Raw genomic sequence first — 21,026 nt, forward strand, 5'->3', positions numbered from 1 at the left:
GCGAGCCCACACCATGCTCCACGTGTTATTCAGCGTTTACCTGAAGATGCTGGTGCTCTACAGCCCGTTCTTCGTCCTGTCCTGCTTTATCAGCCTGACCCGTGGTTACTCCAGCAGGGAGCGGCGACGCCTGGCCTGGAAGGTCGCGTTGGCGACGCTGGTGTCCAGCGTGCTGTTGTATCTGTTCGGAAGGGTGATCTTCAGCGTGTTCGGCATCACCGTGGATGCCTTCCGCATCGGCGCGGGCAGCGTGCTGTTTATTTCGGCGCTGGGCATGGCCCAGGGTAAATCGGCGGTGCAGACCGATAACCTGCAGCAGGACGTGACCATAGTCCCGCTGACCATTCCCCTGACCGTCGGCCCCGGCACCATCGGTGCCCTGCTGGTCATGGGGGTCAGCCAGCCGCACTGGGACGACAAGCTCTCGGCCATCGTCAGCATTGCGCTGGCGAGCCTGACCGTCGGCGTGGTGCTGTACCTGTCCCACCGGATCGAACGCATCCTCGGCGACCAGGGCCTGCAGATCGTCAGCCGCCTGATGGGCCTGTTCGTCTGCGCCCTGGCGGCGCAGATCATCTTTACCGGGGTGCGTGGGTATCTGGTGCCTTTATAGTCTTTTATAGACGATTATAGAGAATTATAGACGCCGTCCTTGTTGAGCCCGAAGCCCCCTCAAGACCGTGGCTTTTCACCGTACCAGCGCGGGGTGTAGACCCATTCGCCACCCTCGGCACGGGGGAAGGTGCAGGTGGTGGACGAACCGATGATGACCATGGTGCGCATGTCCACCTGGTCCGGCGTCAACTCACCCAGGGTGGTCACCCGCAAGGTCTGTCCCGGCCGGCCGATATCCCGTCCCAGCACCACCGGCGTCTGTGCCGTGCGGTGCCCGGCGACGATCTCCAGGGCCCGGCCCAACTGCCAGGGCCGCGAGCGCGAGATCGGGTTGTAGAAGGCCAGGGCCAGATCGGCCCGGGCCGCCAGGTCGAGGCGCGTCTCGATGATGCTCCAGGGCTTGAGGTTGTCCGAGAGCGACATTACACAGAAATCATGCCCCAGCGGCGCACCGGCCTGGGCCGCCGTCGCCAGCGAGGCGGAAACCCCCGGCAGGATTTCCAGATCGACGCTGTGCCAGCGCGGATCAGCCGACTCGTGCAAGGCTTCGAGCACCGCCGCCGCCATGGCGAATACACCCGGGTCACCGGACGACACCACCACCACCGAACGCCCCTCGGCCGCCAACTCAAAGGCATGTCGGGCGCGCTGCATCTCTTCGCGGTTATCGGTGCAATGCAGCACCTGATCGGCCCGGAACGGGCCGGCCATGCGCACGTAGGTTTCATAACCCAGCACGTCGTTGGCCTTCGCCAATTCGGCCTTCACCGCCGGTACCATCAGTTCGGCGGCGCCTGGACCAAGGCCGATCACCGCCAGGCGACCGCGCGGACGACCGATGTGCTCCGGCTCCAGTGGCTGGCTGGCGACCGCGATCGCCAGGCCCTCGCCAACGGAGATCGGCGGCAGCAACTGCGGTATCGCCTGTTGCGCCATTTCAGCGACCGAGCCGGTCGAGGCGACAAAACGCAACGGCACGCCCAGCTCGGCTGCCGCTTCACGTAGCACGGGATTGGCCATCTCGCTGTCCGCCGCCAACAGGCAGGCCAGCGACTGGCGGGCGATATTTGCGCCGTGCAAGGCGTCGCGCACCGCACTGGCCAGTTCCGGCACACGGGCCGTCACCGCCACCAGCACGCTGCGCGGATAAATCAGCAATTCATTGACGGCCGGCGCACGCTCGGCACTGCCGACATGAATCGACAGGCGCGCCTGTCGATCTTCCGGCAAATGCGCCTGCGCAAGCCACGGCGCCGCGCCTTCGATACGCACGCTTTCACCGGCCAGCAGGTCCGAGACAAAACGCTTGCCCAGTTCCAGGTCGCCCAGGGCATAACCGCTCGGCGGGTTCAGCAGGCAGGTGCCGAAACGCAGCTCGCCGCTGGTGGTGATGGCCGCGGCCACACCGAGGCCGGCGGCCATTTCCCGGGCCATGACATTCACCCCGCCCAGTCCGCCCAGCAGCGGCACCACGGCGCTGCCGTCCTCGGCCACGGCCAGCACCGGCGGTTCGGCACCTTTCTCCAAGAGCACCGGGGCCAGCGTGCGGATCACGATACCGGCCGCGCACAGGGCAATGATCGGGGTGTCCTGCTGATAGAGCTGGCGCAGGGTCGCGCCAAACTCCTGATACAGCCGATCCGCACCGTCGACCCGCTCCGCCAGTCCGTAGACCAGCGCATCCGGATAGATCTGTTGCAGCCGTCGGGCCGTCGCCAGGCTGCCATTGCCGAGGATGACAATGGCCGGTTGCGCGCGGCTCATCCCTGCCACCGTTCGCCGGGCACGATAATCAGCGAGAAGTACGGCGAGGACATCGGCTCGACCTTATCGAGCGGGACGATTTTCTGGTTGGCCATGGTCGCGCGCTCCACATAGAGCGCCCGGTCGGCCAGGCCCAACTCTTCCAGCACCTGGCGAACCTTGGGGAAGTTGCGCCCCAGTTTCATGATCACCGCCGCATCGGCGTCGGCCAGGCGGCGCTTGAGTTCGTCATGGGGCAGCACACCGGACAATACCGACAGGCTCTGGTTGCGGTACACCAGCGGCACGCCGAGCACCGAGGCGCCGCCGAGCATCGAGCACACGCCGGGAATCACTTCGGTCTCATAACGCTCGGCCAGGCGGTCGTGCAGGTACATGTAGGAGCCGTAGAAGAACGGATCGCCTTCGCAGATCACCGCCACATCGCGGCCGGCCTCAAGGTGCGCGGCCACTTCCAGGCTGGCTTCGTCGTAGAAGTCGCTGATCACCTGCTCATAGGACAGGGGCGCGGGCAGTGCCTCGGTGGTCACCGGGTAGACCAGCGGCAGCAGGCCCTGGGCCTCCTGCAAGTGCGCCTCGATAATACCGAACGCGTTGCCTTTCTTGCCCTTGGCGACGAAGTACGCCACCACCGGCGACTCGCGCAGCAGGCGCAGGGCCTTGACCGTAATCAGTTCCGGGTCACCGGGGCCCACGCCGAGGCCGATCAGACGTCCAGGCTGCTGCATCATTCAATCTCCGTAGCGAGGGCATTCACGGCGGCGGCGGCCATGGCGCTGCCACCGAGCCGACCCTGCATGATCACGAACGGCACGCCGCGGCTGTCGGCCGCGAGCATCGCCTTGGATTCGGCGGCACCGACAAAACCCACCGGGAAACCGAGGATCAACGCAGGTTTCGGCGCGCCGGCATCGAGCATTTCCAACAGGTAGAACAGCGCCGTCGGTGCATTGCCGATCACCACCACGCTGCCTTCCAGATGGGGCCGCCACAACTCCAGTGCCGCCGCCGAACGGGTATTGCCCAGCTCCTGGGCCAACTCGGGCACGCGCTCGTCACGCAGGGTGCAGATCACCGGGTTGTTGGCCGGCAGGCGCGCACGGGTCACGCCCTCGCTGACCATCCGCGCATCGCAGAGAATCGCCGCGCCGGCCGCCAGGGCCTCGCGCCCGGCCTTGCCGGCACCGGGGGAAAACTGCAGGCCGTCGATGGCATCGACCATGCCGCAGGCGTGGATCACCCGCACGGCGAGCTTTTCCAGATCCGCGGGAATCCGTGCCAGGTTGGCTTCCGCGCGAATGATCGCGAAGGAGTTGCGATAGATCTCCTGACCGTCGCGGATGTAATCAATCATCGGTGTTGCTCCGTGAGCGGGCTGCCAGCAGGGCGCCCGCCGCATCAATAGTAAGGTGGCGGGCGTGCAGCCGGCCGAAGCCCGGGTGCGCGACATCGCGGAAATAGAGGTCGTAATGACCGGGCGCAACCGCCAGCAAGGTGGCGGGCGCGACATGGGCCGCCGCGCAGGATCGCGTGCAGCCGGAAAGGTGCACGCCCTGGGGCTGGTCTTGCAGGTGCAGCGCCAGGCGGCGAGCGTCAGACTTGGTGTCGGCCAGGCCCTTGCCGCAACCGGCCGAGCCGGTGCAGGCGATCAGTTGCGCCAGGGCGTCGGCGGCGTCGCATAACAGGCCGAGGTGTTGCAGCCGGGTGGTAACGGTGAGCGCATCTTCGGCACGGATATTGGGTAGCAACAGGCTCTGCCAGGGTGTCAGGCGCAGGCTGGCATCGCCGAACTCACTGGCCAGTCGGGCCACGCCGTCGAGCATCGCAGCGTCGAGTCGGCCCAGGGGCGTCGCAGCCCCCACGTACACACGCCCCGGCTGGCGCTGTGGATAAGTGCCGATATGCAGCAGACCGGGAGAGGCTGGTCGGTGCCAGGACGGGACTGCCGCCGGTTCGAAGCCAAGGCGCAGGGTCAACCGAGCAAGAAACTCAGCGGGCACGACTTCAGCCAGCAGATGGCGCATGCGTGTGTGTTCGGGACGGGCCAGATCGAGGAACAGCTCCAGCACCGCCACCACCAGCGAATGCCCTTCGGCCAGGGGCACGGCGGCCAGGGGCAGGTCATCGGCCGGACAGCCGGCCAGGCCGAATGCCAGGTATGGCTGATCGTCCAGCAGCAACGCCGACAGCCACAGGTCATGGGAATGCTCCTGCATCGCCAGGGCTTCGCCGCCATCCAGTTGCAGCGCGAACTTGGCCGACAGCTCATGAAAGCGTGGATGAGTCTGCAAGCTCTCCAGGATCTGCTCGGCCAGGGGCCGGGTATCGATCAATAACTGACGATCGATACCCGCGCCCGGACTGAGCATCAGGTTGCGTACATCATCACCCGCGGGCGTAGTCGGTCCGAGGCCTGCGGCCAACAATTCGTCGATCAACGCTGCCTGTTGCTCGCCGATACCGCGAATCTGCAGGTTGGCCCGGTTGGTCGCCTCGATCACGCCACCGGCATAACGTGCGGCCGCCCGGGCCACGGCCTGGGCCTGGGCGCTGCCGATCACCCCGCCGGCCAGCTTGATCCGGCAGATACCGCCGTCCAGCGCCGGGACGATGCGCAGCAACCCCGGACAGGCCGAGGGGCGAATAGCAGTGGCGGGCGGGCGTTGGTTCAAGGGGCAACCGGCAGTAAAGGAAAGGTATAGGCTGTTATCGAAGAGCATTTCGCCCTCGAAGGCACGGTATTATGCCTGCTTTGTCCGATGGCATGAAAAGCCTGCCCGTCGGAACCGCTGTGTTTTGAGGATTTTAGATGGTGCCTTGGCTGACAATCGTGGGAATCGGTGAAGACGGCTTCAGTGGCCTGGGTCAGCAGGCCCAGGCAGCTCTGTCGGCAGCTTCGCGGGTATTCGGCGGCCAACGGCAGCTTGACCTGCTGCCGGACTCCGTCCGCGCCGAGCGTCTGGACTGGCCGAGCCCGTTTTCCCTGGAGCCCGTGCTGGCCCTGCGCGGTGAGCCGACCTGCGTGCTGGCCAGTGGCGACCCGATGCTGTTCGGCGTCGGTGCCAGTCTGGCGCGGCGAGTGGCCGCCGAGGAAATGCAGGTGTTGTCCGCGCCGTCCTCCTGTTCACTGGCTGCTGCCCGACTGGGTTGGGCCTTGCAGGATGTGGTGACGCTCTCGGTGGTCGCCCGTCCGCTGGCGGCTCTCAATGCCCATCTGCACAGCGGTGTGCGTCTGCTGGTGCTGAGCAATGACGGCCTGAGTCCCGCCGCGATTGCCGCGCTGTTGCGCGAACGGGGTTTCGGTCCGAGCCGGATCAGCGTGCTGGAACACCTCGGTGGCCCGGCGGAACGGCGGATCGACGGACTGGCCGATGACTGGAGCGACCCGCCGGTGGCTGACCTGAACCTGGTGGCCATCGAATGCCTGGCCGCTCCAGGCACGCCACGTCTGTCGCGTATCGGCGGGCTGCCGGATAGCGCCTTCGAGCATGATGGACAACTGACCAAACGCGATGTCCGTGCCATCACCCTGGCCCGCCTTGCCCCGGTGCCCGGTGAACTGTTGTGGGATGTCGGCGCGGGCAGCGGCTCCATCGGTATCGAATGGATGCGCGCCCACCCCAGTTGCCGGGCCATCGCCATCGAGGCCGATACCGGGCGCCAACACTTGATCGAGCGCAACCGGGACAGCCTCGGCGTACCGGGCCTGCAATTGATTCGCGGCAGTGCGCCCGAGGCCCTGGAAGGACTGGAGCCGCCGGATGCGATTTTTATCGGTGGCGGCGTTACCCGTCCCGGTGTGCTGGACAGTTGCTGGGCGCAGCTCAAGCCGGGAGGCCGACTGGTAGCGAATGCCGTGACCCTGCAAAGTGAAATGCTGCTGATGAACTGGCGCCAGGTCCATGGCGGCGAACTGACCCGCATTCACATTGCCCAGGCCCAACCGCTGGGGGATTTCGACACCTGGCGCCAGGCCTTGCCGATCACCTTGCTCGACGTGGTCAAGCCTTGAACCCCTCAGACACTGTAGGAGCGAGCTTGCTCGCGACGGGCGTCAACGATAACGCGGGGAGCCTGATACCCAGCGGTGCCTGGACTACCATCGCGAGCAAGCTCGCTCCTACAAAGAGCAATCGTCATGCGCGATGAAACCGCCGAACAGCCCGCCCCTCTGCGCAGCGGCCTGACCACCGGCAGCTGCGCCACCGCCACCGCCCTGGCGGCGGCACGCCTGCTGCTCAGCGGCATCAGCTGCGATGCGGTGCAAATCACCCTGCCCAAGGGCAAGCGTGTGGATATGCGCCTGGAGTTCTGTCGCCGCCATGACGACGGCGCCGAGGCCGGCACTATCAAGGATGCCGGCGACGACCCGGATGTCACCCATGGCGCCCTGCTCTACTCGCAAGTGCGGCTGATCGCCGAACCCGGCGTACGTTTTCATGCCGGAAAAGGCGTCGGCACCGTCACCCGCCCCGGCCTGGTCCTGGCCGTCGGCGAACCGGCGATCAATCCGGTGCCGCGCCGAATGATCACTGACCACCTGCTACAACTGGCCGCTGAACTGGACTACACCGGCGGCTTCTCGGTCACCGTCAATGTCCGCGACGGCGAGGCCCTGGCGCTGAAAACCATGAACCCGCGCCTGGGGATTCTCGGCGGGCTGTCGATCCTCGGCACCAGCGGTATCGTCCGGCCGTTTTCCTGCGCGGCCTATATCGCCTCGATCCACCAGGGCATCGATGTCGCCAAGACCAACGGTTACCTGCATATCGCCGCCTGCACCGGCAACGCCAGCGAAGACACCATGCGCCGCGTCTACAACCTGCCGGAAATCGCCCTGATCGAAATGGGCGACTTCGTCGGCGCCGTGCTCAAGCATCTGCGCAAGGTCCCGGTGGACAAACTGAGCCTGTGCGGTGGCTTCGGCAAGATCAGCAAGCTGGCGGCCGGGCATATGGACCTGCACAGCCGGCACTCAAGCATCGACCTGCCGCAACTGGCCGAATGGGCGGCCGAGGTCGGCGCCGACCAGGCCTTGCAGGACGCGATTGTCCAGGCCAATACCAGCCAGCAGGCACTGGCCATGGCCAGCGCGGCGGGCATCGCCCTGGGTGACGCGGTCTGCCGGCGCGCCCGCGACTTCGCCCGCAGCGTGGTCCCCAGGCAAGTGCAAGTGGAAGTCTTCGCCATCGACCGCCAGGGCGGTGTCGTTGGTCATGCCGGAGTGCAGTTATGAAACGCCTGTTGCTGCTTGGCGGCGTCACCGAGGCTCTGGCGATTGCCCGGACCTTGGGCCCCGAGCATATCTACAGCCTGGCGGGAGTCGGGCGGGTACCGACGGACTTGCAGTGCCAGGTCCGGGTCGGCGGTTATGGCGGTGCCGAGGGCCTGGCGCAATTTATTCAGGAAGAAGGCATCGACCTGCTACTGGATGCCACCCATCCCTACGCCGCGCAAATCAGCAGCAACGCCGCCACGGCCGCGCGCTTGAGCGGTATTCCCTGCTGGGCGCTACGGCGTCCGGCCTGGGTTGCGGAACCTGGCGACGACTGGCGCGAAGTGGCCGACTGGGCCGCACTGGTCGAATCCCTCAAGCCCTTCCAGCGCCCACTGTTCACCCTCGGCCGCGAGCCGCTGCAACATCTGGAAGAAATTCCCGCCGGGCAATTCTGGACCTTGCGTGCCCTCGACGAGTACCCCGGCAATGCCCGCTGCGAAGTGATCGGCGCACGCGGCCCGTTCCTGCTGGAAGACGAGCGCGCCCTGTTCGAACGCCGCGCCATCGACGTGCTGATCAGCAAGAACAGCGGCAGCAGCGCAACCGAACCCAAGTTGCAGGTGGCCCGGGAACTCGGAATTCCGGTGCTGATTCTCCAGCGACCGGCATTGCCGCCGGTGGAGCGGGAGTTCCAGACGCTTGGTGAAACACTCGCGGCGTTGGCAAGCACTGCTCAATAGATCACGATCATCAGCTTGCAAATATAGTAACCTTTAGGTTACCTTGAGAGCACAATGATCGAGGTCGAAGAATATATTCGGGACAACCAGGCCAACCCATTCGAAAAGTGGTTCGCGTCATTGGATGTGCAGGCCGCCACGAAGGTATCCACTGCAATCCTTCGTATGCAGATGGGCAATACCTCCAATATCAAGTGGTTCGACGGCCTGGGTGAATACCGTATCGATTGGGGCCCGGGCTACCGGATCTATCTGCTACAGGAAGGCAAAAAGCTGATCATCCTGTTTGGCGGTGGTCACAAATCCAGCCAGACAAACGACATCAAGCAAGCCAAGGCGCTCATTGCCGAATACCAGCACCGTAAAAAAGCCGCATCGAAAACGAGGTAACACTGAATGGCCCTTACTCGTAGCTTCAAACAGACCATCGCCGAGCGGGCGCAGCGCGACCCGGCGTTCGCCCAGGCACTGCTGGATGAAGCCGCCACCCTGTTTCTCAATGGCGAACCCGAGATTGCACGGGTGATCCTGCGTGATCTGGTCAACGCTACCGTCGGCTTCGAGGGCCTGGCCAAGGAAACCGACAAGCCGAGCAAAAGCCTGCACCGCATGCTTTCGGCCAAGGGGAATCCGAGCATGGACAACCTGGCCGCTATCTTCAGTGTGATTCGCGCCACCCTGGGCGTGAAGATTGAGGTCCATGCCGTTCCGACCCTGTGACGGCATCCTGCTACGCTTGTGCACAAGGATCACCGACAAAGCCTACACAAGCTTGCGACCTTTCACCGCAGCTCGCGCTTTTACTTATGAAGGACGTTCAGGCTAAATAACCCATCTGTTTGAAAACACTCACGGAAATCCTTTCCATGCCCCGACAACGGCTAGCCATTGCCTGGATCGCCTGCTTTGCAGTGCTGTTCAATCTGCTCGCCATGCCGATGTCCGGAGCCATGGCGCAAGCCTCGCAAGACTCGATCGCGGAGCAACTGTTGTGGGGCAGTTTCTGCTCGGCCAGTGGCACCCGCCTGGTGGCCATCGACCTCGGCAAGCTGGAACAGCAAACCCCGCAAAACGATGAGCATTCCAATATGCAGCACTGCTGGTGCTGTGCGGGCTTCGCCTCGTTGCTGGCGTTGCCCGGCCATGTTACACAGTTGCCGGTGGCCCAGGACGAAACCCAGCCGGCACGCCCCGCCACCCAGATCGACCTCCCCACCCCACGCCAGCAATGGCCCTCGCTCAATCCCAGGGCTTCTCCGCTAGCCTGATTCACACCCACAGTCTGTGTGCGTCATGAATCGTTATGGAGAACCACCATGTTCAAGAATGCCCTGTTGCTGGCCGCCCTGCTGCTGCCCGCCTGTTTTGCCCATGCCCATGAATTCAAGGTCGGTGACCTGAGCATCACCCATCCCTGGTCCCAGGAACTGCCGCCCAACGCCCCGACGGTGGCGGCCTATTTCGTGATCCACAACCCGGGCACCACGGCCGACCGCCTGACCGGCGTCGACAGTCCCATCGCCGGCAAGGCCGAACTGCATGAACATGTGATGCAGCTCGACCTGATGAAAATGCAGCAAGTCGCCAGTGTCGAAGTACCCGCCGGCGGTGAAGTGAAGTTCGCCCCCATGGCCTTTCATGTGATGTTGCTGGACCTCAAGGACCGCAGCCTCTTGCAGGATGGCAAGCACTTTGCGCTGACGTTGCACTTTGAAAAAGCCGGCGACGTGACCGTCGAGGTATCGGTACAGAAACAGCCGCCTGCCGGGACCAATGAGATGAGCCACATGGATCACGCGCCCGTTCAATAATCGACGACGCCCGTGAACGCCATGCACGCCGCACGCCTCAGGTCACCCCGCTCCCGCGCCCAAGTGCGCGGCAGTTGGCTGAGCCTGTTCGCCATGCTGATGATCTTTATCGGACCGCTGATTTCCCAGGCGATGCCGATGGATCACCGCATGCCCATGTCGATGGGCATGGACATGTCGATGGAGATGCCCGGGCAGGCAGGCGAGGCCATGGCGCCCAGCGCCGACAAGCACCACGCCCCCAGCGCCGAGCACCATGCGCTATGGGAAAAATGCGGCTATTGCACCCTGCTGTTCAGTTGCCCGGCCCTGCCGCAGAACCTGAGTTTCGCCGCCCTTGACGGCCCCAGGCCGACGGCCGCCGTCGCTACCCAGACCCGCCTGGGCCATGCCCAGCAAACCACCTTTCCCGGTGCTCGCACCCGCGCCCCGCCCGCGTTCCATTAAGCAGCGACCCACTACCCTCTCACGCGGCCCGCCTGGACTGTGACACACAGTTCCAAAGCGGCTGCCGTGTTGTATTCGCTTGAATGATGGAACGCTTATGTCCACTGCAAACACTCGCCTGCGCGCTGCCCGGGCGTCTTCCCCGTTCGCCCTGAACGAGGCCCGCGCCCGCCTGCGCCAGGGCACCACGCTGATGTGCGGCGTCCTGCTCGCCCCTGCCATCTTCGCCGCCGACTCGCCGGACGCCCCACCCCGGGAAATCGCCCCGACAGTCATTACCGCCATCGCCCCCAGCTCGCCGCTGACGGTGATCACCGACCCCAAGGACCCGCGCCAGCCGGTCCCCGCCAGTGACGGCGGCGACTACCTCAAGACCATCCCCGGCTTTGCCCTGGTGCGCAACGGCGGCACCAACGGCGACCCGGTGCTGCGCGGCATGTTCGGCTCGCGACTGAATATCCTCACCAATGGCGGCCAGATGCTCGGCGCCTGCCCGGGGCGGATGGACGCACCGACCTCCTACATTTCCCCGGAAACCTACGACAAGCTGACGGTGATCAAGGGACCGCAAACCGTGCTCTGGGGCCCCGGCGCCTCGGCCGGGACCATCCTCTTCGACCGTGAGCCGGAGCACTTCGGCGAACTCGGCACGCGGGTCAACGCCAGTGTGCTGGCCGGCTCCAACGGGCGTTTCGACAAAGTGGTCGATGCCGCCGCTGGCGGTCCGTCGGGCTATGTCCGGGCGATCGGCAACCAAGCCCGTGCGGGCGACTACAAGGACGGCAATGGCGACCGCGTGCCCTCGCGCTACGACAAGTGGAACGGCGACGTCGCCCTGGGCTGGACGCCGGATGCCGACACCCTGCTGGAACTGACCGCCGGCAAGGGCGACGGTGAAGCCCGCTACGCCGGGCGCGGCATGGACGGTTCGCAGTTCAAGCGCGAAAGCCTCGGCCTGCGTTTTGAAAGGTCGAACCTCGGCGATGTGCTCGACAAGCTCGAGGCCCAGGTCTACTACAACTACGCCGACCATGTGATGGACAACTACAGCCTGCGCCAACCCTCCGGCACCGGGATGATGGCCGGCCCCATGGCCTCCAATGTCGACCGCCGCACCCTCGGCGCGCGACTCAAGGCCACCTGGCGCTGGGCCGACTGGCAACTGATCGGCGGCCTTGATGGGCAAACCGACGAACACCGCCAGCGCAGCAGCATGGGCATCGACACTTACGAGAGCCTGCCACGCAACCGGGATGCCGAGTTCCACAACTACGGCGTCTTCGGCGAACTGACCTGGTACGCCGCCGAGCGTGACCGCCTGATCAGCGGCGCGCGGCTGGACCGCGCCTCGGCCAAGGACTTTCGCCAGCGCATCGGTTCCGGGATGAGCGCCCAGCCCAATCCGACCGCCGGCCAGACCCGTGCAGACAGTCTGCCCAGTGGCTTCATGCGCTACGAGCATGACCTGGCCGACAGCCCGACCACGCTGTACGCCGGCCTCGGTCACGCCGAACGTTTCCCGGACTACTGGGAACTGTTCTCCCCCGACCAGGGCCCGAGTGGTTCGCTCAACGCCTTCGATGCCATCAAGCCGGAGAAGACCACCCAGCTGGATGTCGGCCTGCAGTACAAGACCGAGGACCTGGAGGCCTGGGCCTCGGGCTATGTCGGCCAGGTGCGCGACTTTATCCTGTTCAACTACCAGCCGGGAATGATGGGCACGACCTCCCAGGCGCGCAATATCGACGCGCGGATAATGGGCGGCGAGCTCGGCGCGGCCTATCGGCTGACGGCCAACTGGAAAGCCGATGCCAGCCTGGCCTATGCCTGGGGCAAGAACACCAGCGACGGCAAGGCACTGCCGCAGATGCCACCCCTGGACACCCGCCTGGGCCTCACCTACAGCCGCGACAACTGGAGTGCCGCAGGTCTGTGGCGAGTGGTTGCGCGACAGAACCGCATCGATCTGAACGAGGGCAATGTGGTCGGCAAGGACTTTTCCAAAAGTGCCGGCTTCGGCGTGTTCTCCCTCAACGGCGCCTATCGGATCAACAGCCACGTGAAGCTCAGCAGCGGCGTCGACAACCTGTTCAACAAGGCATACGCCGAGCACCTGAACCTGGCGGGCAACGCCGGGTTCGGCTACCCGGCCAATGACCCGCAAGCCATCAACGAACCGGGGCGCACGTTCTGGACCAAGGTGGATATGAGTTTCTAACCGTAACTGTGGCGAGCGGCGTCCCGACAAGCCCGCTCGCCGCACTGTCACCGTATATCCAATGACTGATACCTTGCGGAGCGCTCCTGATGAGCCAACCTAAAATCTCCTTCTACAACCTGGCCTGGCGCTGGCATTTCTATGCCGGGCTGTTCGTTGCGCCGTTCATGGTCCTGCTGGCCCTGACCGGGATCATCTACCTGTTCAAACCGCAACTCGACCCGCTGTTGTACAGCGACCTGATAACGGTCCAGGCCGGTCATCACCGCCTCAACGCCGACGATCAGATGCGCCGCATCGAGATGGCTTATCCACAGGTGCGGATCAAACAGTACCTGCCGCCGATCAACGCCGAACGCAGCGCTCAGTTCGTGCTGATTCGCGACGGTCGCGAGCTCAACGTGTTCCTCGACCCCTATCGCGGCAACATACTCGGCGAGCAGGATGCCAAGCTCAATCTGCAAGCCGTCGCCCGCGCCCTGCACGGCGAACTGATGATCGGCACCCTCGGCGATCGCCTGGTGGAACTGGCCGCCGGCTGGGGCGTGATGCTGGTGGTGTCCGGCCTCTATCTCTGGTGGCCACGGGGCCGTTCCAGTGCCGGCGTGCTCTGGCCACGCCTGAGCCAGCGCGGACGCATCGTCTGGCGCGACCTGCACGCCGTCACTGGGTTCTGGGGCGCCGGGCTGCTGCTGTTCATGCTGCTCAGCGGCATGACCTGGACCGGGGTCTGGGGCAAGCAGTACGCCGAGGTCTGGAACAAGTTTCCCGATGCCATGTGGAACAACATGCCCAAGTCCGACCTCGAGGCCCGCGGCCTCAACGACGCGACCCGCCAGACCGTGCCCTGGGCCCTGGAAAACACGCCGATGCCGATGTCCGGCGACCATGCCGAACACATGAACCACGGCGCCACCTCAAGCGGCCCGGCAGCACCGGGCATCAGCCTGCAACAGGTAGTGGACATCGCCGCCACGCGCCAGGTCGAACCCGGCTACAGCATCACCCTGCCGACCACCGCCGAAGGCGTGTTCACCATCGCCGTGTTCGCCGACGACCCGCGCAACGACGCCACCCTGCATGTCGACCAGTACAACGGCAGGGTCCTGGCCGATGTGCGCTGGCAGCACTACGGCAATGTCGCCCGGGCCACGGAAATGGGCGTGATGCTCCATGAAGGCAAGCTGTTCGGGACGATCAACCAGCTGGTCATGTTGCTGGTGTGCCTGATGATCCTGCTCAGTGCCGTCAGCGGCGTGGTGATGTGGTGGAAGCGTCGTCCGCAAGGTGGCCTCGGTGTACCGCCGCTGCGCCACGACCTGCCACGCTGGAAAACCGCCCTGGTGATCATGTTCGCCCTGGCGATCCTGTTTCCCCTGGTCGGGGTCTCGCTGATCGTCGTCTGGCTGCTGGATTGGGCGCTGCTGTCGCGTCTCAAGGGCCAACCTGAATCGGCCTCATCTTCAACCTGAACAGGTTGAGAGGCGCATTCCAGAGGAGTCTGTAGACTTTTGACGAGAATATGTTGCAATTGCATATTGTTATAATATAACAATATGCAACATCCCTACTCGCAGTCCCTGGCTGCGGGTATCGCCTCTGAAGATAAGCGACTCCCTGTCCCGATGAACAAGTACCTCTTGCCCGGCCTCTGCCTGCTGGCGTTGAACCACGCCCAGGCCGACGGCACCCTGACCCTGCCCACCGGCACCATTACCGCACCCGCCGTCGACGACGAGCGCATCGACCTGAAGACCCCGACCACCGCCGGCTCACGTCTGGGCCTGACGGCACTGGAAACCCCCGCAAGCACCGACAGCCTGAGCGGTGAACAGATTCGCCAGCGCGGCGATATGAGTGTGCAGGATGCCGCATCGCGCAGCGCCGGGATCAGCCGTACCGGCAACCCGGGGGATGGCGGCACTTCGTTGCAGGCGCGGGGCTTTACCGGGCAGAACTCGGTGATGCAGTTGTATGACGGCACCCGGATGTACGCTGGTGCCGGCACCGTGACCTTCCCGGTGGACACCTGGTCGGTGGAGCGCGTCGATGTGCTGCGTGGGCCGGCATCGGTACTGTATGGCGAAGGGGCCACCGGCGCGGTGATCAACACCCTTCCGAAAAAACCGTTCGAAGGCGAGATCGAAAACCATGTGCGCCTGGGCTATGGCTCCTACGGCAGTCAGCAAGAAGCCCTGGACAGCGGCGGTTCGCTGACGGACACCCTCAGCTATCGCCTCAATCTCAATCGCCTGAGCAGCAACGGCTGGGTCGACCGTGGCGATTCGAGCAGCAACTTCTTCAGCGGCGCCTTGCGCTGGCAGGCCAACGATGACCTGGTGTTCACCCTGTCCAGCGACTACGGCGACCAGGAGCCCACCGATTATTTCGGCGTGCCGCTGATCAACGGCCACTACCAGGAAAACCTGCGCTTCAAGAACTACAACGTCGGTGACGACAAGCTGCACTACAACGACCAGTGGACGCGCCTGCGCACCGACTGGCAGATCTCCGATACCGTCAGTTCCAGCAACGAGCTGTATTACCTCAAGGCCCAGCGTCGCTGGCAGAACGCCGAAAACTACAATTTCGACCCCGCCAGCCAGCAGTTGCTGCGGCAGAGTTTCCTGAGCATCGGGCACAACGAGGAACAGGTAGGCGACCGCCAGACCTTCACCTTCAAGCACAGTCTGTTCGGCCTCGACAGCCAGACCCTGACGGGCGTGGACGTCAACCGCATCCGTTTCAAGGACACCAGCAACTCGCCGTACAACGATGTGTTGCCCGATGGCCAGCCCATCGACATCAGCAATCCGCCCCCCGGGGTCTTTGAAAGCGCCGACCCATACCGTGACCAGTACAAGAGCACGACACGCCAGTTCTCGATTTTCGCGGAAAACCGCACCCAGCTGAATGAGCAGTGGTCGTTGGTAACCGGGGTGCGTCGCGATTATGTGCATCTGGAGCGTGACAACCTGGTCAATGGCAGCCAAACCGAAAAATCCCTGACCGGTAACAACTGGAAGGTCGGTCTGGTCTATGCCCTGACGCCAGACACCTCCTTGTACGGTCAGTACTCCACCAGCACTGATGGCCTCAATGGCCTGATCTCACTGAGCCCGGGCAACCAGCAATTCGGCCTGTCCACAGCCAAGCAGAGCGAACTGGGTCTCAAGCAGATATTCTGGGACCAGCGCGGCGAATGGACCCTGGCGGCCTATCACATCGTTAAAAAGAAGCTGCTCACCGTCGACCCGACCAACTCGCAGAACCAACTGCAAGTGGGGCAACAATCGTCCGACGGACTGGAAGCCAGTCTCGACCTGAAGTTGGCCCACGACTGGCAGTTGCAGGCCAATGCGTCGATTGTCCGGGCTCAATACGATGATTTCGACCAGAACGTCGGTAACGCCGTCGTCTCCTACGCGGGCAACCGCCCTACGGATGTCCCGCGTCGCACCGCCAACCTCTGGCTGAGCAAGGCGATCACCGATGACGTGCGCGCCGGGGCGGGCGTACGTTATGTGGATGCGCGTTACGCCGACCTGGCCAATACCGTCGAGCTGCCGAGCTATACCGTGGTGGACGCCAATGTCTCGTGGAAAGCCTTGCGTAATACAACGCTGGGTCTGCAATTGAACAACTTGTTCGATCGCCAATACGCCCTGAGCCAATACAATGACGGCCAGCAATGGATCATGGGGCAGCCGCGGTCGGTCTTTGTGACGGCGGACTACACCTTTTAAAGACAGAACCGAGTGCAACAACAATGAGTAACGAATGACCTCGCTGACCCTCACCGATCTCGCCTGGACGCCTCCCGGCCATGACCGCTGCCAACACCAGTTTCAACTGCGTGATGCCAACCTGCGGGTGGCGGCCGGTGAGTTCGTCGGCCTGATCGGTCCCAACGGCAGCGGCAAGACCAGCCTGCTGCGTTGCGCCTACCGCTTCAGCCAACCGGGACACGGCGAGGTCCTGCTCGCACACCAGAACGTCTGGAAACAATCGCCACGCTGGTGCGCCCAGCGCATCGCCGTGGTGCTCCAGGAATTCCCCGATGCCTTTGGCCTGACCGTTGACGAAGTGGTCGCCATGGGCCGCACCCCACACAAGAAACTCTTCGACGGCGACACCGAGGCCGACCGCCGACTGATTCGTCAATCCATTGAATCAGTAGGTATGCAGGGCTTCGAAGAGCACGCCTTCGCCACCCTCTCCGGTGGTGAAAAACAACGCGTGATCCTCGCCCGCGCCCTGGCCCAGCAACCGCAACTGCTGATCCTCGACGAACCGACCAACCACCTCGACCCGCGCTTCCAGTTGGAACTGTTGCGCCTGGTCAGGCAACTGAAGATCGGCACCCTGGCGAGCATCCACGACCTCAACCTCGCCGCGGCCTTCTGCGACCGGCTGTATGTGCTCCAGCACGGGCGCATCGTCGCCAGCGGCACACCCGCCGAGGTCCTGACCGTCGAGCTGCTGCGGGAAGTCTTCGGCGTCGAAGCGCTGATCGATACCCACCCACTCTCCGGCTACCCGCGAATCACCTGGATAACCCAACCATGAAGCTACGGCACCTGGCGCTCTGCCTCGGTTCACTGTTCACGTCCATGGCCGCCCTGGCCGAATCGACGCACTACCCGCTGACGGTCCAGAGCTGCAACCGCGAGGTGACCTTCAAGGAGGCGCCGAAACACGCGGTCAGCCATGACATCAACATGACCCAGATGATGCTCGCCCTCGGCCTCAAGCCACGCATGGTCGGCTATAGCGGGATCAGCGGCTGGAAATCAGTCACCCCGGAAATGGCGAAAACCCTCGACGGCCTGCCCGAACTGGCGGCCAAGTACCCGTCGGTGGAAACCCTGCTCAATGCCAACGTCGATTTCTTCTTCGCCGGCTGGGACTACGGCATGACGGTCGGCGGCGCCCTCACCCCGGCGACACTGACGCCCCTGGGCATCAACGTCTACGAGCTGACCGAGTCCTGTGCCTTCGTGATGAAACGCGCGGGTGCCAGCCTCGACGACACCTACAACGACCTGCGCAACCTGGGCAAGATCTTCGACGTGCAGGACCGCGCCAATGCCCTGATCGGCGAGATGCGGGCGCGGGTGGCCACGGTGCAGAAAACCCTGCCGGCCGACCGTCCACGAGTGTTCCTCTATGACAGCGGCGAAGACCGCGCCATGACCTCCGGCCGCCTGGCCATGCCCCAGGCGCTGATCGAAGCCGCTGGCGGGCGCAACGTCCTCGACGACGTCGATGCCAGCTGGACCCGGGTCAACTGGGAAAGCGTGGTGGAGAAAAATCCCCAGGTGATCGTGATCGTCGACTACAGCGAAGTCACCGCCGAGCAGAAGCAGCACTTCCTGGAAACCAACCCGGCGCTGCAGTCGGTGGACGCTATCCGCAACAAGCGCTTCGTGGTCATCCCTTATGTCGAGGCGACGCCGGGCATCGATAACGTCAAGGCCATCGAAACCCTCGCCAAGGCCTTCCACCCGCAATGATGAATCGCCGCTATGGCTCGTTGCTGGCCGCCCTCGGCGCCTTGTTGCTGCTGTCCTGCGTCCTCTCCCTGGGCTTCGGCCCGGCGCGGGTGCCGGTGGATGTCGTGTGGCGGATTCTCTCGTACAAGGCGCTGGGCCTGGGCGAGGTGAACTGGAGCGCCGGGCAGGAGCATATCGTCTGGCTGATCCGCGTACCGCGCATGCTCCTCGGCGTGCTGGTGGGCGCCGGGCTGGCGTTGATCGGCGCGGTCTTGCAGGCGGTCACGCGCAATCCCCTGGCCGACCCGCACCTGCTCGGGGTGACCTCCGGGGCGACTCTCGGCGCGGTGATCGTGGTCCTGCATGTGGGCGAGATCGTCGGCCTGCTGACCTTGCCCATCGCCGCCTTTATCGGTGCCCTGGCCAGTATGCTGGCGGTGCTCGCCATCGCCAGTCGCAACGGTCGGCTGGACAGTGACCGGCTGCTGCTGTGCGGGGTCGCGGTGTCCTTCGTGATGATGGCGCTGGCCAACCTGCTGCTGTTTCTCGGCGATCATAGGGCCAGCTCCGCGGTGCTGTTCTGGATGCTCGGCGGTCTCGGCCTGGCGCGTTGGGAGCTGCTGCCGATACCGGCGGCGAGCGTGCTGCTGGGGCTGGTGCTGCTGGTGAGCATGGCCCGGCCCTTGAACGCACTGATGGCCGGCGAGCAGACTGCCGTGACCCTCGGCCTGAGTGCGCGCAATGTGCGTCTGAAGGTATTCCTGATCGCCTCGCTGATGACCGGCGTGCTGGTTTCCATCAGCGGCTCCATCGGTTTTGTCGGCCTGATGGTGCCGCATATCGCCCGCTATCTGGTGGGCGCGGAACACCGGCGCCTGCTGCCGGTGTCGGCGCTGCTGGGAAGCCTGTTCCTGGTCTGGGTCGATGTCGCGGCGCGGACCCTGATCGCGCCCGAAGACTTGCCAATCGGGGTGGCCACGGCGGCCATTGGCGGGTTGTTTTTTATCGGGTTGATGCGGCGCCGGTGAGGGCCTCTTCGCGAGCAAGCTCTGCTCCTACAGGTTCCGCGTCGTTCACAAAATAGTTGATCGACACGAACTCTGCAGGCGCAGAGCTTGCCGGATCGCCGCACCGTCGCGAAGACGGTATCAGCACCAATCTGGCACTCCCCGCGCACCGCAACGCCCATGTCGCCCCCGCTTGGTGCGACTGTTCAGACCAGTACCGCTCAAACACGACGGTTTCCTGCCTTTCCCCGACTGGGCACAGCCTTTGCAAAAGCCCCTTCAGTGTCTGCATCTGCCAACCAAAAAAACTTTGAACATCTGGAGATCGCACCAATGAAGCGTCGTAGCTTGATCAAGGCTTTCACACTGACGGCATCCATTGCCGCCATGGGCATGACCTGGACCGTCCAGGCCGCCGAGACCATCAAGGTCGGCATCCTGCATTCGCTGTCCGGCACCATGGCAATCTCCGAAACCTCGCTTAAAGACATGGCGCTGATGACCATCGACGAGATCAACGCCAAGGGCGGGGTCAACGGCAAGATGCTCGAACCGGTGGTGGTCGACCCGGCGTCCAACTGGCCGCTGTTCGCCGAAAAAAGCCGGCAGTTGCTGACCCAGGACAAGGTCGCAGTGGTGTTCGGTTGCTGGACCTCGGTGTCACGTAAATCGGTGCTGCCGGTGTTCGAGGAGCTCAACGGCCTGCTGTTCTACCCGGTGCAGTATGAAGGCGAGGAAATGTCGCCGAACGTCTTCTACACCGGCGCCGCGCCGAACCAGCAGGCGATCCCGGCGGTGGAATACCTGATGAGCGAAGACGGCGGCGCGGCCAAGCGCTTCTTCCTGCTCGGCACCGACTATGTCTACCCGCGCACCACCAACAAAATCCTGCGCTCGTTCCTGCACTCCAAGGGGGTCGCGGACAAGGATATCGAAGAGGTCTACACCCCGTTCGGCCATGCCGACTACCAGACCATCGTCGCCAACATCAAGAAGTTCTCCGCCGGCGGCAAGACTGCGGTCATCTCCACCGTCAACGGCGACTCCAATGTGCCGTTCTACAAGGAACTGGCCAACCAGGGCCTGAAAGCCACCGACGTACCGGTGGTGGCCTTCTCCGTGGGCGAGGAAGAACTGCGCGGTATCGACACCAAGCCACTGGTGGGCAACCTGGCGGCGTGGAACTACTTCGAGTCGGTGGATAACCCGGTGAACAAGAAATTCGTCGCCGACTGGAAAGCCTACGCCAAGAAGAAAAACCTCCCGGGCGCCGACAAGGCCGTGACCAACGACCCGATGGAAGCCACCTATGTCGGCATCCACATGTGGGCCCAGGCGGCGGAAAAAGCCAAGTCCACGGATGTCGACAAGGTCCGTGCAGCCCTGGCCGGCCAGACCTTCGCCGCGCCATCGGGCTACACCCTGACCATGGACCCGACCAACCATCACCTGCACAAGCCGGTGATGATCGGCGAGATCCAGGCCGACGGTCAGTTCAACGTGGTCTGGCAGACCAAGGGCCCGATCCGTGCCCAGCCGTGGAGCCCGTTTATCCCGGGCAACGACAAGAAGCCGGATTATGCGGTGAAGAGCAACTGAGTAACCGCTGACGGTCGGCCCGGCAGGTATTCGCGGGCCGACCCAATCCCCTTGTAGGAGCCGGCTTGCCGGCGATGGCGGCCGGACGGTCGATACAAGACTTGCGGGCCTC

The 21,026-nt window shown here is 64.1% G+C and carries 20 protein-coding genes; 16 read left to right on the forward strand and 4 right to left on the reverse strand.

The features are described from left to right. The first annotated feature begins 13 nt into the window (after positions 1-13). Complete coding sequence (locus M5B42_RS27905; RefSeq protein WP_103497796.1) at positions 14-613, forward strand: MarC family protein; 600 nt, start codon at positions 14-16, stop codon at positions 611-613. A 59-nt stretch (positions 614-672) separates the two neighbouring features. Here the strand turns inward: M5B42_RS27905 and cobJ are convergent, their stop codons facing one another. From cobJ to cobG, 4 genes are read right to left on the reverse strand one after another with little or no spacing between them, the layout of a single operon-like run. Beyond that, entirely contained in the window at positions 673-2,379 is a 1,707-nt protein-coding gene (gene cobJ, locus M5B42_RS27910; RefSeq protein ID WP_248747622.1) for a precorrin-3B C(17)-methyltransferase, read from the reverse strand. Then, on the reverse strand, positions 2,376-3,107 hold the full coding sequence (locus tag M5B42_RS27915; RefSeq protein WP_177101377.1) for a precorrin-2 C(20)-methyltransferase: 732 nt from the start codon (positions 3,105-3,107) through the stop codon (positions 2,376-2,378). The genes cobJ and M5B42_RS27915 overlap by 4 nt, the downstream gene beginning before the upstream one ends. Continuing rightward, positions 3,107-3,733 carry a precorrin-8X methylmutase gene (locus tag M5B42_RS27920; protein ID WP_100944274.1) on the reverse strand — a complete coding sequence of 209 codons (627 nt, stop codon included), beginning with the start codon at positions 3,731-3,733 and terminating at the stop codon, positions 3,107-3,109. Before M5B42_RS27920 ends, M5B42_RS27915 begins: the two co-directional genes overlap by 1 nt. Then, positions 3,726-5,051, reverse strand: coding sequence for a precorrin-3B synthase (cobG, locus tag M5B42_RS27925; protein ID WP_248747623.1), 1,326 nt, complete (start codon positions 5,049-5,051; stop codon positions 3,726-3,728). The genes M5B42_RS27920 and cobG overlap by 8 nt, the downstream gene beginning before the upstream one ends. A gap of 137 nt (positions 5,052-5,188) precedes the next feature. Here cobG and cbiE point away from each other — a divergent pair, with 137 nt between their 5' ends. From cbiE to urtA, 15 genes are all read left to right on the forward strand, one after another. Continuing rightward, a complete protein-coding gene (cbiE, locus tag M5B42_RS27930) occupies positions 5,189-6,391 on the forward strand; it encodes a precorrin-6y C5,15-methyltransferase (decarboxylating) subunit CbiE (protein ID WP_248747624.1) in 1,203 nt (400 codons plus the stop codon). A gap of 126 nt (positions 6,392-6,517) precedes the next feature. Then, positions 6,518-7,615: a cobalt-precorrin-5B (C(1))-methyltransferase gene (locus M5B42_RS27935; protein WP_103495213.1), complete on the forward strand. Its 1,098-nt coding sequence runs from the start codon at positions 6,518-6,520 to the stop codon at positions 7,613-7,615. Continuing rightward, positions 7,612-8,337 carry a cobalt-precorrin-6A reductase gene (locus M5B42_RS27940; protein ID WP_248747625.1) on the forward strand — a complete coding sequence of 242 codons (726 nt, stop codon included), beginning with the start codon at positions 7,612-7,614 and terminating at the stop codon, positions 8,335-8,337. Before M5B42_RS27935 ends, M5B42_RS27940 begins: the two co-directional genes overlap by 4 nt. A 54-nt stretch (positions 8,338-8,391) precedes the next feature. Further along, on the forward strand, positions 8,392-8,727 hold the full coding sequence (locus M5B42_RS27945) for a type II toxin-antitoxin system RelE/ParE family toxin (RefSeq protein ID WP_177101298.1): 336 nt from the start codon (positions 8,392-8,394) through the stop codon (positions 8,725-8,727). A gap of 6 nt (positions 8,728-8,733) precedes the next feature. After that, positions 8,734-9,057, forward strand: a complete 324-nt coding sequence (locus M5B42_RS27950; protein ID WP_100944269.1) for a transcriptional regulator — start codon at positions 8,734-8,736, stop codon at positions 9,055-9,057. 146 nt (positions 9,058-9,203) lie between these two features. Next, on the forward strand, positions 9,204-9,605 hold the full coding sequence (locus tag M5B42_RS27955; protein WP_248747626.1) for a DUF2946 domain-containing protein: 402 nt from the start codon (positions 9,204-9,206) through the stop codon (positions 9,603-9,605). Between the two features lie 48 nt (positions 9,606-9,653). Next, on the forward strand, positions 9,654-10,148 hold the full coding sequence (locus M5B42_RS27960) for a copper chaperone PCu(A)C (RefSeq protein WP_177101294.1): 495 nt from the start codon (positions 9,654-9,656) through the stop codon (positions 10,146-10,148). Positions 10,149-10,169: 21 nt separating this feature from the next. Beyond that, a complete protein-coding gene (locus M5B42_RS27965) occupies positions 10,170-10,595 on the forward strand; it encodes a DUF2946 domain-containing protein (protein ID WP_248747627.1) in 426 nt (141 codons plus the stop codon). Positions 10,596-10,692: 97 nt separating this feature from the next. Further along, complete coding sequence (locus M5B42_RS27970) at positions 10,693-12,813, forward strand: TonB-dependent copper receptor (RefSeq protein ID WP_248747628.1); 2,121 nt, start codon at positions 10,693-10,695, stop codon at positions 12,811-12,813. Between the two features lie 89 nt (positions 12,814-12,902). Further along, entirely contained in the window at positions 12,903-14,285 is a 1,383-nt protein-coding gene (locus M5B42_RS27975) for a PepSY domain-containing protein (protein WP_248747629.1), read from the forward strand. 153 nt (positions 14,286-14,438) lie between these two features. Next, positions 14,439-16,559 carry a TonB-dependent receptor gene (locus M5B42_RS27980; protein ID WP_103495220.1) on the forward strand — a complete coding sequence of 707 codons (2,121 nt, stop codon included), beginning with the start codon at positions 14,439-14,441 and terminating at the stop codon, positions 16,557-16,559. A gap of 34 nt (positions 16,560-16,593) precedes the next feature. Beyond that, positions 16,594-17,382: an ABC transporter ATP-binding protein gene (locus M5B42_RS27985; RefSeq protein WP_248747630.1), complete on the forward strand. Its 789-nt coding sequence runs from the start codon at positions 16,594-16,596 to the stop codon at positions 17,380-17,382. Continuing rightward, positions 17,379-18,329, forward strand: a complete 951-nt coding sequence (locus M5B42_RS27990; protein ID WP_177101282.1) for an ABC transporter substrate-binding protein — start codon at positions 17,379-17,381, stop codon at positions 18,327-18,329. Before M5B42_RS27985 ends, M5B42_RS27990 begins: the two co-directional genes overlap by 4 nt. Further along, entirely contained in the window at positions 18,326-19,336 is a 1,011-nt protein-coding gene (locus M5B42_RS27995; protein WP_248747631.1) for an iron ABC transporter permease, read from the forward strand. Before M5B42_RS27990 ends, M5B42_RS27995 begins: the two co-directional genes overlap by 4 nt. A gap of 312 nt (positions 19,337-19,648) precedes the next feature. After that, on the forward strand, positions 19,649-20,914 hold the full coding sequence (gene urtA, locus M5B42_RS28000) for an urea ABC transporter substrate-binding protein (protein WP_152741566.1): 1,266 nt from the start codon (positions 19,649-19,651) through the stop codon (positions 20,912-20,914). Positions 20,915-21,026: the final 112 nt, after the last annotated feature.

It is taken from the genome of Pseudomonas sp. MWU12-2037 (assembly GCF_023242345.1).
GTDB lineage: Bacteria > Pseudomonadota > Gammaproteobacteria > Pseudomonadales > Pseudomonadaceae > Aquipseudomonas > Aquipseudomonas gingeri_D.